Origin of the sequence: Bacteriovorax sp. BAL6_X, assembly GCF_000443995.1 — a bacterium.
Classification (GTDB): Bacteria; Bdellovibrionota; Bacteriovoracia; order Bacteriovoracales; family Bacteriovoracaceae; genus Halobacteriovorax_A.
The window spans coordinates 206,767-221,667 of record NZ_AUMC01000006.1 but is presented as its reverse complement, the minus strand read 5'-3'; the positions used below and the strand labels follow the sequence as shown (position 1 = coordinate 221,667).

Annotated in this window: 9 protein-coding genes and 2 pseudogenes; 6 read left to right on the top strand and 5 right to left on the bottom strand. The window is 35.8% G+C overall.

All coding sequences use genetic code 11. The features are described 5' to 3' along the window. The first annotated feature begins 35 nt into the window (after positions 1 to 35). The 4 genes and pseudogenes from M902_RS05375 to M902_RS05365 all read left to right on the top strand — a co-directional run bounded on the left by M902_RS05375 (position 36) and on the right by M902_RS05365 (position 4,944). Complete coding sequence (locus M902_RS05375) at positions 36 to 1,088, top strand: C1 family peptidase (RefSeq protein ID WP_084710461.1); 1,053 nt, start codon at positions 36 to 38, stop codon at positions 1,086 to 1,088. A gap of 124 nt (positions 1,089 to 1,212) precedes the next feature. Then, positions 1,213 to 1,290, top strand: a pseudogene (locus M902_RS16610) (histone protein); the annotation flags it as partial. A 249-nt stretch (positions 1,291 to 1,539) separates the two neighbouring features. Beyond that, a pseudogene (locus tag M902_RS16820) lies at positions 1,540 to 2,982 on the top strand (FumA C-terminus/TtdB family hydratase beta subunit); the annotation flags it as partial. Between the two features lie 30 nt (positions 2,983 to 3,012). After that, positions 3,013 to 4,944, top strand: coding sequence for an acetoacetate--CoA ligase (locus M902_RS05365; RefSeq protein WP_021267074.1), 1,932 nt, complete (start codon positions 3,013 to 3,015; stop codon positions 4,942 to 4,944). 292 nt (positions 4,945 to 5,236) lie between these two features. On the opposite strand, the gene M902_RS05355 is transcribed toward M902_RS05365, so the two are convergent. Together M902_RS05355 and M902_RS16465 are read right to left on the bottom strand one after the other, a co-directional pair. Beyond that, positions 5,237 to 8,074 (bottom strand): RHS repeat domain-containing protein, encoded by a 2,838-nt coding sequence (locus M902_RS05355; protein ID WP_040314167.1) that lies wholly within the window; start codon positions 8,072 to 8,074, stop codon positions 5,237 to 5,239. Continuing rightward, positions 7,959 to 9,149, bottom strand: coding sequence for a hypothetical protein (locus tag M902_RS16465; RefSeq protein ID WP_021266645.1), 1,191 nt, complete (start codon positions 9,147 to 9,149; stop codon positions 7,959 to 7,961). Before M902_RS16465 ends, M902_RS05355 begins: the two co-directional genes overlap by 116 nt. Before the next feature lie 415 nt (positions 9,150 to 9,564). Here M902_RS16465 and M902_RS05350 point away from each other — a divergent pair, with 415 nt between their 5' ends. Beyond that, positions 9,565 to 10,206 carry a hypothetical protein gene (locus tag M902_RS05350; protein ID WP_040314165.1) on the top strand — a complete coding sequence of 214 codons (642 nt, stop codon included), beginning with the start codon at positions 9,565 to 9,567 and terminating at the stop codon, positions 10,204 to 10,206. 71 nt (positions 10,207 to 10,277) lie between these two features. Further along, positions 10,278 to 12,365 (top strand): hypothetical protein, encoded by a 2,088-nt coding sequence (locus tag M902_RS05345; protein ID WP_156979725.1) that lies wholly within the window; start codon positions 10,278 to 10,280, stop codon positions 12,363 to 12,365. Positions 12,366 to 12,655: 290 nt separating this feature from the next. On the opposite strand, the gene M902_RS05340 is transcribed toward M902_RS05345, so the two are convergent. The 3 genes from M902_RS05340 to M902_RS05330 form a co-directional block, all read right to left on the bottom strand. Then, positions 12,656 to 13,228 (bottom strand): hypothetical protein, encoded by a 573-nt coding sequence (locus tag M902_RS05340; RefSeq protein ID WP_021266840.1) that lies wholly within the window; start codon positions 13,226 to 13,228, stop codon positions 12,656 to 12,658. Between the two features lie 103 nt (positions 13,229 to 13,331). After that, on the bottom strand, positions 13,332 to 14,459 hold the full coding sequence (locus M902_RS05335) for a hypothetical protein (RefSeq protein ID WP_021266936.1): 1,128 nt from the start codon (positions 14,457 to 14,459) through the stop codon (positions 13,332 to 13,334). Then, positions 14,460 to 14,819 carry a response regulator gene (locus tag M902_RS05330; RefSeq protein ID WP_021266736.1) on the bottom strand — a complete coding sequence of 120 codons (360 nt, stop codon included), beginning with the start codon at positions 14,817 to 14,819 and terminating at the stop codon, positions 14,460 to 14,462. Positions 14,820 to 14,901 lie beyond the last annotated feature (82 nt).

Genomic DNA, 14,901 nt, shown 5'->3' with positions numbered 1-14,901 from the left:
TGATAAAACCGAGCTAAAGAGTCAGAATTTCATGCATGAACACAACACAGCTACGATCGATTTTATTGAATTTAGTAATTCTACTGGGTGCGCTATACACCCAAGCATCAGAGCTTCCTAGTCGAAGCGATATCCATGGGTTAATTGGTCATCAAACTTCCGTTAAATCTCAAGGCTCTCGCGGTACATGCACAATGTTTAGTGCAATTGGAATTGTTGAGCACTTACTTATTCGTAAGCACGGAGTTCTTCCTGTTGAGCTCGACTTATCAGAACAGTGGATGGAATATCTCATCATGAAGGATAAGAATACTGAAGGCTCGACAACGTCAAGAAATATGCGTGCCATTCTTGATTGGGGAGTAGTTCACGAGAAGACATGGCCTTACTCTCGTAAGAAATGGCCATCTCTTGATGAAGACTATCCAGAGATTACAATGGCCAAACAAGCCTGTGGCCACTTAGTTTCATTACCTAAATATTTAAAGTCATGCCTTCTTGGTCAAAGAGATCCTCGTTTATTTGAAATGGCCGATTATGATATTGCTCAAATCGACCCTGAATTTATTCCAATTAGAAAAGAGGCAATATATTTACGAGATACACTTGTGAATGATCTGTACTCAAGAAAGAAGTCTTATCTGTCGAAAGACCAATCTAAAATTAAGAAATGGTTAAGTGATGGAAAGTCAGTTATTCTAGGGACTAAGTTATACTATGGTTCGTGGAATTCTAAAAAAACTGAAACATATGAAATTCAAGAGCGAGATAAGTCCAAATGGTATGCTGGTATTGTTGGTTATCCTGAAGTAGGGACTCGTGATCGTCGAATTTCAAGAACCAATGGCGGTGGCCATTCGATGATTCTTGTTGGCTATGATGACGATATTGTCGTTAAAACAAGAATGCAGATGGAAGATGGTTCGTGGCAAGAGTTTGAGTACAAAGGTGTTTATTACTTTAAAAACTCTTGGGGCGTTAAAGGATTCGGAAAAAGATTTAAGTTAGATGGAGTAAGCTATCCAGGTTATGGAATGATTACTCAGAAATATGCACATGATTTTGGAAATTTTTTCTATATAGATTAAGGAGACGGCCATGGCCAAGAAGAAAGTAGCAAAGAAAAAAGTTGCTAAAAAAGCGACAAAAAAAGTAACGAAGAAAAAAGTAACTAAGAAAAAATTAGCAAAGAAAGTAGCAAAGAAAGCGACTAAGAAAAAAGTAGCAAAGAAAGCGACTAAGAAAAAAGTAGCAAAGAAAGCGACTAAGAAAAAAGTAGCTAAGAAAAAAGTAGCAAAGAAAGCGACAAAGAAAAAAGTTACTAAGAAAAAAGTAGCAAAGAAAGCGACAAAGAAAAAAGTTACTAAGAAAAAAGTTGCAAAGAAAGCGACAAAGAAAAAAGTTGCAAAGAAAGCGACTAAGAAGAAAGTAGCAAAGAAAGTTACGAAGAAAGCGACTAAGAAAAAAGTAGCTAAAAAAACAACTAAGAAAGTAGCTCCAAAGAAAGCAGCTAAAAAAGTAAATCCTTCAAAGGATCTTTTTGACTCTCTATTAGAACTAATCAGAGTTACTTCAACAGTTCTTCCTGACGATATTCAACGTGTTGTTCTTGACGCTCTTCACAGAGAAGAAAAGAATACAACTGCTGAATACGCAATGAATATTATTCAAGCAAATATTAAGATGGCAGAGAAAAAGTCTCAGCCACTTTGCCAAGATACAGGGACAATCGTATTCAAGGTTTATCACCCAAGAGACTTCGACCAAGCTGCATTTAGAAAAGTTTGTGAAAAGGCCGTTCTTGAAGCAACTAAAATTGGTTACCTAAGACAGAACTCAGTTGATTCACTAACAGGTAAGAATGATTGTATGAATGTTGGTGGTGGACATCCTGTTATCAAATTTGAGCAACACAAGTCTAAGAACCTAGAAGTTAAGCTTATGCTTAAAGGTGGGGGATGTGAAAATGTTGGTGCTCAATACTCTCTTCCAAATACAGAACTAAACGCTGGACGTGACCTTGATGGTGTAAGAAAAGCAATCCTTGATTGTGTTCAAAAAGCACAAGGTAAAGGATGTGGACCAGGCGTACTTGGTGTTTGTATTGGTGGTGATAGAGGAACAGGACACGTCGCAGCTAAGGACCAATTCCTAAGAAAGCTAGATGATACAAACGCTAAGCCAGAACTTGCTGCTCTTGAAGCTGATATCGTTGAAACTGCAAATAAACTTGGTATTGGGCCAATGGGATTCGGTGGTAAGACAACACTTCTAGGTTGTAAAGTTACTGACCTTAATCGTTTACCAGCATCATTCTTTGTTTCTGTGTCTTATATGTGTTGGGCATTTAGAAGACAAGGAATTGCACTTAAACCTAATAACCAAATTAAAAACTGGCTATACTAAGAGGCGTATATGAAACGTTTAGATTATCCATTTACAAAAGAACAAATTAGAGAACTTAAAGTTGGAGATATGGTTTTAATCTCTGGAAAGATGTTTACGGGGCGCGATGCTGTTCACAAACGTCTTCACGAAGGGACAAAGCCACCAGTTGATTTAAATAACCAAATTATCTACCACTGTGGACCTGTTGTCCTTGAGAATGAAGATGGGACATATGAAGTTAAGGCCGCTGGCCCGACGACTTCGATCCGTGAAGAACCATACCAGTGGGAAGTCATGCGCGACCACGGTATCCTTGGTGTTATCGGTAAAGGTGGCATGGGACAGAAGACTCTGGACGGGTGTCGTGAGTACGGATGTGTTTACTTCCACGGTATCGGTGGTGCTGCACAGGTTTTAGCTGAGAAAATTAAGTCTGTAGACAATGTTTATTGGCGTGATCTTGGTTCACCTGAAGCAATTTGGGAATTAACTGTTGATGAATTTCCTGTTGTTGTAACAATGGATGCTCATGGAAACTCTCTGCACTCAAAAGTTGAAGCGGAGAGTGCTGAAATTCTAAAGGGACTAGTTTAGTTTTAACTAAGCAATTTGAGGTTAGAAGAAGTGAATAAAATTTTATATACGCCAAGTAGCGAGCGAATTCAGTCATCAAATATGATGGAGTTTATAAGACAAATTAATAAGTCCCAAGGACTAGATTGTAAGTCTTATCACTCGCTACATAAGTACTCGGTGGATAATCCAAAAAGCTTTTGGAAAGAATTCGTGAAGTTCTTTGATGTTGATTATAGTGGCGACCTAGAGCCAGTATGTACCGACCTTAGCTTTGATACTTATGGATGGTTTCCAAAGGTAAAATTAAACTTCGCAAAGAATCTTCTAAAAAATGGCCGAGATGTATCCATCGCTCTAAATAGCGTTAGAGAAAATGGCCAAACTCAAAAAATCTCATATAAAGACTTAAAAAATACGGTAGCTGGCCTTCAAGAAGTTATCGCTCCTTATATTTCAAAGGGCGATGTTCTTGCTGGCTATATGCCAAATATTGCTGAGACAGCCGCTTCAATGTTAGCGACAACATCTCTTGGTGGTGTCTTTACGTCGACGTCTTGTGACTTTGGTATCGAAGGTGTTATTGATCGCTTTGGGCAATCAAGGCCTAAGATTCTCGTAACAGTTAGTGGTTACGAGTACGGTGGTAAGTATTTCGATTTAACAGATAAGATTAATGCTGTTGTTGAGGCCGTTGACTCTATTGAGAAAGTCATCGTTGTTGACTTCAAAGGTGAGGGGTTTGATGCAAGCTCTATTCATAAGGGAGTTAGCTGGAGTGAAGTTGTAAAACCAGTCGATAAAGAGATCGAATATACAGAGTGTGACTTTGCTGACCCTCTATATATTATGTACTCATCTGGAACAACTGGAAAACCTAAGTGTATCGTTCATAGTATTGGTGGAACTCTTGTTAATCATATTAAAGAACTGGGGCTTCATACTGATCTAAAAGAAGACAAATCAATCTTCTTCTTCACGACTTGTGGTTGGATGATGTGGAACTGGCTTGTTTCATCATTATACTTTGGTTCAACTGTTGTTCTATATGAAGGATCTCCTGGTTTCCCAACATTTGGCGACTTTGTTTCACTTATTGAAAAAGAGCAGCTAAATATTTTTGGGACGAGTCCAAAATTCTTAAAAGCATTAGAAGATTCAAATATTGATCTTTCTAAGTATGATATGTCATCTCTTGAAACAATCCTTTCAACAGGAGCACCATTACTTCCAGAGCAATTTGACTACGTTTATTCGAAGTTTAAAAAAGACATTCAACTTTCAAGTATCTCTGGTGGAACAGATATTATTGGTTGTTTCTTCTTAGGAAATCCAATTCTTCCTGTCTTTAGAGGGGAGTTGCAATGTGCTGGACTTGGCATGGATGTGACTTGCTTTGATTCACGTGGAAAGAAAGTTGATACAGGTGAAGAGGGTGAGTTAGTTTGTCTTCAAAGTTTCCCTTCGCGCCCAATATACTTCTTAAACGATGATGATGGTGAGCGTATCAACAAGGCATACTTCTCTGAATTTAAGGGAGTGTGGCACCACGGTGACTTTATTAAGATCACTGAAGGTGGTGGAGCTATGGTTCTTGGCCGCTCTGATGCTACTCTAAATCCTGGTGGCGTAAGAATTGGTACTGCAGAAATCTATCGTCAAACTGAGACAATCGACTTTATCGAAGACTCTGTTTGTGTTGGAAAGAGTGTCGATGGTGATGTTGAAATCTGGCTCTTTGTCGTAACTAAAGATGGTCACGAGCTAACTAAAGAAGACTGTAAGTTTATTAAAGCGCGTATTCGTGAAAATACGACACCAAGGCATATGCCAAGACGTGTAATTCAAGTTAAGGGAATTCCATATACTCGCTCTGGAAAGAAGATGGAGATGGCCGTAAGCCGTCTTATCAATGGCCGTGCACTTGATAATGTTCAGGCCGTGGCAAATCCTGAGACTCTGGCATATTTCGAAAACTTCTAGTTAATTTAATAAATATATGAAGTACAAATAAAAGATTGGGAAATGGTCATTTAGTTGAAATGGCCAATAGTATTATAAATAGTCCGATAGGAAGCCAAAATCCCCAATAATACTTTGATTCTTTTGCTCCTCTGTACCAGTCTTGAGCGGGTTCGATGTTAGGTGATAAATAATGATTTATTCTATATTTTGATAAATTATTTTTTTTTCGATATTGGCTTGCAACGAAATTAAAAAAATAAACACTTAGGCAAGATAGAGTAATTTTCAATATAGTCATAGGTATGTCCTCTTAGTCAAAAGTATAATCTATTCCCATAGAATAATCATCTGGATTAAGTATTCCTCCACTAGAATCAAAATCTAAGCTTGATGCGCTTCCTGACATGATCTTATCTGTCGCGAACCAATATGTTTCCATTGTAAATTTCCAGCCTGCAGACATATCACTAGACATTGCGCTGGTTATTGCCCCAAGAAAAGGAGATGATACTTCCCATAGTCTTTGAGCTACATTAAGTTTTTTATTCCCAAAACTCAGACCATTATAGTTAGTAGATGCATGTAGTAAATCTGTCCCAGTATAAGCGTTGTATATTCCTTTTGCTCCACCTAAAAAGATATTTGCCATACTTAAAGTGTTCTCTACAATAGGCTTATATACTGTATTCCATGCCTTAACTGCTCCGTTGTTAAGTGTGTTTACTTGTTTACTATATGTAGCATCATTCATAATACCTACTGAATGAGCTAACCATAAAGCTCCTCGACCTATTCCATAAGCTGCTGCTCCAGTTCCTCCTATAACAACTCCTGTTATTCCTATTGCGGCAGTTGCACTGCGCCCACTCGGATCGACAAAGTTAATAGGATCCCCAGAAGCATATTGAAAATAATTCCAATTGTTTTTATGCTTTAGAAGTTTTTCTGGTGAGTATATAAACGTCGGGTCAATTGAGGCCCATTCTTTGTAGTAGGGAAGATAGGCACGAGTTTGTGACCAATAAATACCTTTGATATTTGGTACTTCTAAAAGGTGTGCAAATCCAAAGATTGTTAGTGACTCAAGCTTTTTGGCAGCATCATCTTTCGTATAGATAAGTTTCTTAACACCCCAGAGGCTATACTCACGTTCCCAAAGCTTTGTTCCTGATTTATCATACATGGCAATGACAGACCCTATGTGGTCGGTAAGGACTGGGTAGATAACTTCGTTTATTACTACTGCTATAATTCTATTGTTAACGACTAGTTTATGCACAAGATCTTTTGAGTTTAAAAGATAAGTGTCTTTGTTTACTTTATAAAGAATTTGTTCTTCATTATTATAAACTGCTTTTAGGCTTTTATCACTATCGTAGTAAATACTATTATCTTTAGTTCTCGATAATAGCTGATCTTGCCACTTAAGTTGATAATTGCGATAGTTTTGTACTCTACCTAAATTATCTCTCTTCACTCTATTGTTAGAGTTTTTCGATGTGCCACTAATAAGCTCAAAAGCGTCGTCTTTGTACTGATATTGATTGTTACTAGTAATATTTGTCGATTTGCTTATCTCTTCGATTTTGGACACTTTATTATATGTGTAGCTAATGCAATCGCTAAGTATACAAATATTGGATAGCTGCTGATTACTATAATCAAGCTTGAGAGATAAAATTCCATAGTTTACTTCTGTCAGCTCGCTATCATTACTATATGTTAGATTAATATCGGCAATGGCCTTAATTTCATCATTATGTTTATAGCTTATGTCGTATTTTATTTTGTTATTTAAATTTACGCCATTTAATGTGAAAGGGGTGTTGTAACGATAGTCGATAAAGAAATCTTCGTTTAACTCATGTCTTTTAATATTCTCGTATTTGTCATATTTAAATTTTTCCTCAATTTCGAAGAGCTCGTCATTATGTACGATAGTGAGCAGTTTTTTTCTTATCTGATCATTTTCGTATTCTTTGTCAAAGTATAAGAGATCGTTCTTTACAAAGCTTTCACCAAAATTATCCATTGATGTTGAATAGGTCGGTCTTGATTTTTCATCTAATTGAAAGGCCATATCGTTTTCTACAAAGCTTGTTAAGTCCTTTGACCATTCTCGTTCAATAACTGAGGAACCATTTAATGAGAACTTAGAAAAAGTTCCGTCATCGTGAAGTGTCCATTTACCACCATTTGATGAAGAATTGATTTTAGATAGTGAGCTATACGTAAAGTCGACTTTTTCTGAGTTATTACTATCAGTAACGATTTCTTTTTTTAGATTAACCTTTTTACTTCCGATGTAAATTCCATTGATGTATTCAATATCAAAAATGTCATCATTCATAGGAATATTATATTTAAAGGTATTTGTCTTATTTGTTAGCTTATTAGTCTCTTTAGATATTCGTCCAAGCGAATCATGAATATTCTGACTAATAATTGTAGGGCCTTCTAGTGTCTGTAAGTTTCTACCTTTAAATGAAGTAACAGTGTTTAATAGTCTCTTATTACTGTTTTGTAATTTCGTTGATTTAATACGTCCCCAATTATCGAATTCAAATTCATATATATCATCTAAGTAATTAGCGATGTACATATTATTACTAATCTTCTCGTTACTTAAAATGGTTTGGCCATCAATATGAAATGACTTAAGTGTATTATTGTTGTGGTATGTGAAAGTCTTTTTATTCTTTCCATTACTATTTAGTTTTTCTACTTCTAGAAGTTTACCATTATATAGATCTATTTTTGTTTTAAATTCAGCAGATGTATTTCTAAAGTATTTAGTAGTTCCGTTGGGACGATATGATGCGACCTGATCTTTTTCAAAGATTGAATTTGTTTCTTTAATCAAATCTCCAAATTGGTTATATTCAAAGTTAAGCTTCGTTCTTAGTTCTTCATACTTTTTAAGAAGGCCAGACGTATCATAATGATATTTTTGATGGTTTTTCTTTAAACCATTTTCTGAGACATATGATTCTTTCTTAACGACAATGTAATTATTTTTAGTTTCGTAGTTTTCAACTTTCTTTACCTTGCTTGTAAAGTCTTCTGTTGAGACTGTTGTCGTTAATATCTCCCTGATCTTTAAATAGTGATTTCTTACTACCTTTATAGATTGTTTCGAATTTTTCATAATTGTTGTATTGATTTAGCGCATTTACTAGTGTCTTGTGATAAGTTTCACGATTTGTGCTATAGTTAAGATTTACTAAATTACCTACATTAATTCGATACAGGTCAAACTTACTCTTCTTAGGTAAATTTACTATCAGTTTGTTATTAACGTTATCCTTATAAAGATTGTTGTTTTCTAAAATTACGTCATATGATTTTGTTAAATAGTGTTGCTTTCCATCGATATCATATTTTTCATCAAGGTTATAGTAATCTGATGGCAGGCTAAAGAAATTTAGCGTTAGCTTATAATCATTTTCTCCATTAGCTAACTGTGCTTTTACATTTTCTATGAAGTTCTTATTATATACACCTGTCACAACTTTATCTGCTTCTAAAAGATTCGTAAGGGCAATATTGATGTTAGTATTTGAGAAGTCTTCATTCGTGAAAACTATTTTTTTAAATACTAGTGAACGAATTAATTTGTATTTTTCAGTTAGTGTAAGTTTCTTTACTAAAGGTGATATTATTTTAACGGCCCTTCGGTTATACTTTTCAAATGTATTTAAGTGGTAAATTGAGTTTAATGAGAACTCAAGAAAGTCTGAAAACTCCTGAGTGCTAATCTCTTCTAAGTTTAAGTTTAGATTAAGTAGATAGAGTGTCGAAATAAGTGACTCTTTATTCATCTCTGCATTGTTGAGGTGATAGTAGTTTAGTGCCTCAGCAACAGTTGTCTCTTTATACTCATTATTTAAAATGATATTGAGTAGTTTTGCCTTTGAAATATTTTTAGCTTTCATTAACTCAGTATTTAATTCTTCAAGTTTTTGTAATACTTCTACTGAGAAATCACTCTCTTGCCTCAGTCGGCGATCGTTTCTTCTAAGTCTTTTTTGAAGAGTCGATGCGATATCTACTTGTTCTCCTGTAATTAGTTTTTGTATATCAAGTTTTAGTTGATCCACTTTCTGTTGCTCAGTTTTCAGAGAATCATTAATATTATTAGTAGTAGGCTTTAGCTTATTGTCGCTACAGGCCGTAAAGAGAAGTGATAATGTCACCATCGTTAAGATTTTATTGTTCTTCATTTCTAATCCCAGATTTATTAGTTAAGTGATTTTGTTTATAGCAAAAATAAGAATTGCGTTCATCTAGATTGTAATAATTCTTTGCTGTTTTCACTTTTGACAAATTTATTCACGTAAATTTAGTGAGTTAAGTCTACTTCTGACAATCTTTTGTGTAGCTAGGTTAACCGATATTTAGGTACTTATATTTGGTTTTTGTTCTAGACATTGAGCTGGTTTATACTAATGAAGGAGACTTTGTAGATGGATCTTACGTGTATTTAAGTACTTAGCAAATTAGTTTACTCAAGTAAGTTGTTGAAATTATGCATAAGTTTGTGAATTAATCCCTAAAGTCAATTATTTTGCTTCCGATTAGTTCACAAAGGATTAGTTTATGAGGAAGTTGATTTTACCATTTTTATTATTATTGTTAATGCAAAACGGCCATAGTTTTGCATCTGATGGTGTTAATTGTGTAAACGGAACTCTCGAAACTCTAGATTCTGTAAATGAAGAGAATATTCGTAAAATTGCCAATGTTAGATCTTACGGTGCAAATCCAAATTATCCAAAAGATTGGCCTGCAAATATGAAAGAAATTATGCAGCCAAATGTAAGGGCTGTATGTGATGCCTATTTTTCGGCCAATGATATTGTGCCAAGCTATAATTCAATTATGGAGAATATAGATAAGCACTACCCAGGGGGCCGACAAGAGTTCTTCTTTAAGTATATGTTAACGATGGATTGTTGGGCGTTTCGTAAAAACTTCTTCGATGATTTAAGTTACTCTGGAAACTACTCAAGCTATCTTGGGACGATGATGAAATCTCAATTTGGAGGAGTTGATCCTAATGCTTATATACGAATTGAAAGAGAGGGAAAAATTGTAGAAGGACCAATTTTTCATGTTTTCGCCTATCTTGAAAAGAATTATCCAAATTCTAAACGTGCGAGAGAATATGCTGCTGTAATGAGACGCCTTAGGTCAGGAAAACGTTTTAATTTATTTCCTGTAAAGTCAATTGAAGAGATTAAAAAAGAAGATCCTTATATGCCAATTAATGTGAATTAAGGAACAGGTTGAGAGCTTTATTTTATTTTCTACTTATTCAAATATCTTTTTCTGCGAATGCACAATGTCGTATGGGGATAGCTACAATCTTTAATGGTGGTGATACAATTGAAGAAATTGCTTCAAAAATTAATCGTGGAACAAGAGTTAATGTAGGAAAAAAATGTGTTGAAAAGCTTGGCTTCGATGCTAATTCTGATACATATTGTGAATGCGTTTCTAATGATGAGAAAACAGATTTTGAGCAAAGTCGAAAGGCATTTCGACAAAAAAGTGGAAAACAGCTTAAAGCTAAAATTTTCGAGTTAGCAGAAAGTATCAAAAATGATAATTCAAATTTAAGTCTTAATTGTAGTTTAAATGATACGCTTTCTAAGAATTGCGATCAACAAATGATTGATGAATTATTTCCAGAATATAAGGGTCTTGATCTAGGTAGTGAAATAGGTAATGATTACTTAGAAATCTTTCAATCTTCTAATTCAGATAATAATACAATTAATCAATTTAGATCAAATATCTGTCAATCTTCTTTAGGTAATATTGCAGGGGTTGGTGTACCTTCACAAGAAGAGCTTGATGACTCTTGTCGAAAGTTTGAAAACGAAGTGATTGGTTTTTGTAAAGGAGAGTCTCTTTCAGGACCTGAGTTTGATAAATTTGACTTTGACCTTGCAACGACACCAGATATTGATAACTTTAATTACTTTTGTAAAATAAAAGATCGTCCATATCGAGAAGATATGTCTAACAATATTCTTTCGACTTTAAAGAATGCCCATCAATCACTTGAAGCACCGGTAAATCCAACTTGTACTAAAATTTGTATGGATGAAGCACCTTATTCAATACATGGATGTCATGTAGATAAAAATAAGGCCCTAGCTGAATTTAAAAAAGCAAATTGTATTGAAAATACGGAAACTCCGGATTGTAAATTTTTGAAAGAAGCAATAGGAAACCAATTATTAAAAGATTTCAAATCAGGTGAGTTAAATGAAGATGATATTGCCTTCTTTAGGAGTCATCTGCATGAAGATGATTCTAATGAATTAGAAGAAAGAATTGAGCTTGCAAAGATCGAGTCTAACTCAATGAAGAAGGGCTCACTTGTTTCACAATTCTTTGCCAGCAAAGATGGTGAGGCCCTTGACATTGGTGGCCCAGAAAAGAATGAAAAAGTGGCACAAACTCCATCTCAAAATGATTCCTCTGCTGGATCTCCAATCGCAGCCAAAATGACTGGACCTTCTCAGCAGCCACCGACAAAACAAGCAGTGGAGTCTGTAAGTGTAAGTGATGGTGTTAGTTCTGCTTCTGTACAAATGGCATCAGGTAGAAGCGGTCTTAGAATGGGAGCACGAACAAGAAATAATCGAAATATTTCAAAAAATACGAAGCAGATTGTAGAGACTATTAAAACATTAAGACAAGCTGGAAGTAGTCTTGCCGATGCCCTAAATCAACAGCAAAAAAGACTAAAAAGAGAAAGAGAAAAATTAGCACGTGAAAATCAGGATAAGTACCAACGTTATGATGCTGAAACTCTTGAGCCAATCCAAAGAGGTAGAAGAGGAAGAGGTTCAAACGGATCAGGTAATTATCCGATCGCAAATGTTGCAAGTGCCGGGTCAGGTGGTGGATCAAACTTTGCTACAGGTGGCGGTGGGTCTTCTTCAACTGGAAGTTCAACATTTACGCAACCTGAGAAGAAGGCAACAGTAGTTGATATCACTGGGCGTTCAGCACCAAATATTGATTTAAATAATCTTCAAAGTTCTGGAGCAACGCTACCGGCTTCGATTACAAATCACCCAGATGCATCTGAGATTTCAAAGATGTTCAATGGCCTTGCTTATGAGAAAGATGAAAAGGGTAGAGGTATTGCAAGTGAAAAAGGTGAGGTTAAAAAGATCAAGGTTTCTTGGGGTGCTGAGAGTATCGACCTAGGCTCACTTCTTATTAACGCCAAAGACTTAAAGCCTGGTGAAGAATTTATTGTCTACAAAGGTGATATGGATAAGTTTGTAAGGCTTACTCCTGCTTATCGCTTTCAAGCTGGAAAGCGAGTTTTCATCGGCTATCGTGTCGAAAATCGCAATCGAAAAAATGCGGACTTGGCCGCGAGTCTTTATGCCAAGAAATTTTTAATTCTATAAATTGGTTTTCTATTTTAGAAATAGATGCAAGAAGAGAAGCAATTCGCTTTTCATTTAAATGATAGAAATTTAGGATTCAAAAACTTTTGAGCTCATACTTGCTCAGGACAATCTTGTCCCGAGCTAACCTCTTAGGCAAGGGAATGCGTATGAGTAAAAAAGAAAGCAAAATCGCTGGATTTTGCAAGCAGGGCGCCCACCTGCTTGTAATTTTAGCATCGATCTTTATTGCATTCAATGTATATTAAGTGATTTTGCGCCCTTGAAAATGACTTCAAGGGCCTTTTGATTTATTGAACTTCTTCAGAAGGAAGGTCGTCTGATGAACCATCATTTGGCTCTGTCGGCTCTTGTTTAACTGGAGCTTCTGTAAGTCTCTTGTAGATAACAATAAGACGATCTTTTTCAGCATTAAAAAATAATACTAAGTAGAAATCATCTGATTGTTCTTCTCTAAAAGATTCTAGGTTTCCTGATTGTTTTAGAGAGTCGGCCTTAGTTGAAGAGTAGAAGTCTTCAATCTTCTTTGTATCTTCATATGAGAAGCGAGTAGAACCAACATGATCTGTGGCCAGTGTATCCATGATAACATTGATCTTTTCGTCTTTTAGAAGTAGTTGTAGTCTGCTGTCATCTGCATTAAGAATCGCTTTTTGTAGCTCTTCTTTAAGTTCTTTAGAAAAGTCAGCGTATGAACATTTATTAGAGATAAATACTAGCTCATTTGTCGGCTTACTTTCTAGGCCAATTAACTTTTCCTGAGTTAACTCAAGACAAGGCTTTGGTGTAGGCTCTTGTCCCTGATCTCCAGTATTCGCAAACACTGGCAGAGCAAGTAGTAGTGCTAGTATAGTTTTTTTCATTTCTCTAATTCCCTAATATTATTTGTTGATACAGGCATCCTCCCATAGTTGAGGTTAACAAGCAAGTCTTTGCGCAGTGAGTTGTATAATGTACTTGATATAACTAATTGATTTTCTTAGCACCAGAATAGCGTAAACGGATTTCATCACTTAACCATTGGCCAGCAACGTCTTCTGCCATGAAATCGTCACAGTATCGGGCCGGGTTCCCACGTGGAAACTTCTTTTTACCATGGTAGAAGCTTAAGCAAGTTTGAGCGTAACTTTCGATATATTCTGGGAAATTCTTAGCAAACCTCTTGATAATAACTTTCGTTTTTGTGCTGGCCTTACCATTTCGACGATGAAAGATCTCTCCTCTTAAAGGATGATATTTAAGAAGATCATCGAGTACTTTCTTTCTGCTGTCGTAATTGGCCGATAGTTCTTCCATTTTATTCCAGGCCATATTCATCACAGGCCCAGGGATTGGATTGGTTAAAAGGTAATTGGTTAAGAAAACAGATTTCATTTGTTTATCAATTTTATCAAAAGCATTGAATGTAAGAAAAATGATCTCGCTATTATAGTTACTTGGCCTAAGAAGTGACTCTATATCGGCCTTAGTAAAACCATTTAGGCAATCTGGGTTAAAGATATCCTTGGCCTTATTAATTATTGAAGCTTTTGAGTCTATGCGAGAAATCTCTTTGACAATAATTTGTAGGAAAGCCTTCTGGCCTTGATCCTCGCGACAGTAGTAAATTGAATCGTTACTTTTTAAAGGTGCTTTGACTAGATTGTCATACTTATTCTGAAGTGGTGCCGCTAGGGCCTTATAAATATCAAAGTCGATATCAGGATAGCGGGCCGAATGAGAAATATAAGTATCTAAGTCTTTTTGACAGTTTGAACACTTTTGAAAATAAAGTCGAGCGTATTTAGAGTAGGCAAGAGTGAAAAAGGCATAGGCCTTAAGGTTCTTATTCTCAATAAACTTTGTAATTCTTGTGAACTGGGCCTTGTTGACTTCGTTCTTCTTTATAAGATCTTCGACATATGAAGTTGCCATCTCTCGTGTCATCTTCTTCCATTCAAAATCTCTTTGAGACGGCCTAACATCTAGAAAGTGCTTCATATATTCAGTGTGGGATTTGTCTTTATAGAGCACACGAAGGTCATCCATCGTATAGGTGATGGCCGATACCTTTACAGCTAGAAGCGATATAAATAGACAAACCAATACGCGCATTTAAATAATATCCTCAATCACAGAGAAGAGAGTTTCTTTTTTAAAAGGCTTCTTAATAAAGTGAACTTTGCCTTGGAGCTCCTCATTGTCTAGCTCTTCGTCACCGGAGATGATGATATACTTCAATGTACCAGCTTTTGGGCCATTCTCAAATCGACGCACAACTTCAGCACCATTGATAACAGGCATATTCTTATCTGCAATGACCACTTTAAGGTTGTCGCTAATATTATCAAAGTAGTGCTCCACGTCAACTTCACCGCTCAGGGCCAGTGTCTCATGGCCTTCTTGACTCAAGGTAAGGGCAAAGAGCTCTGCAATATTCTCATCGTCATCGATAAATAGGATCTCTTCATTCATAAGTATAGTTTCTCAAATCTTAACTAGTTTCAAAAGTAATTTTTAGTAATTTATTGCTATGAGTTAGATGTGTGAATTTTGT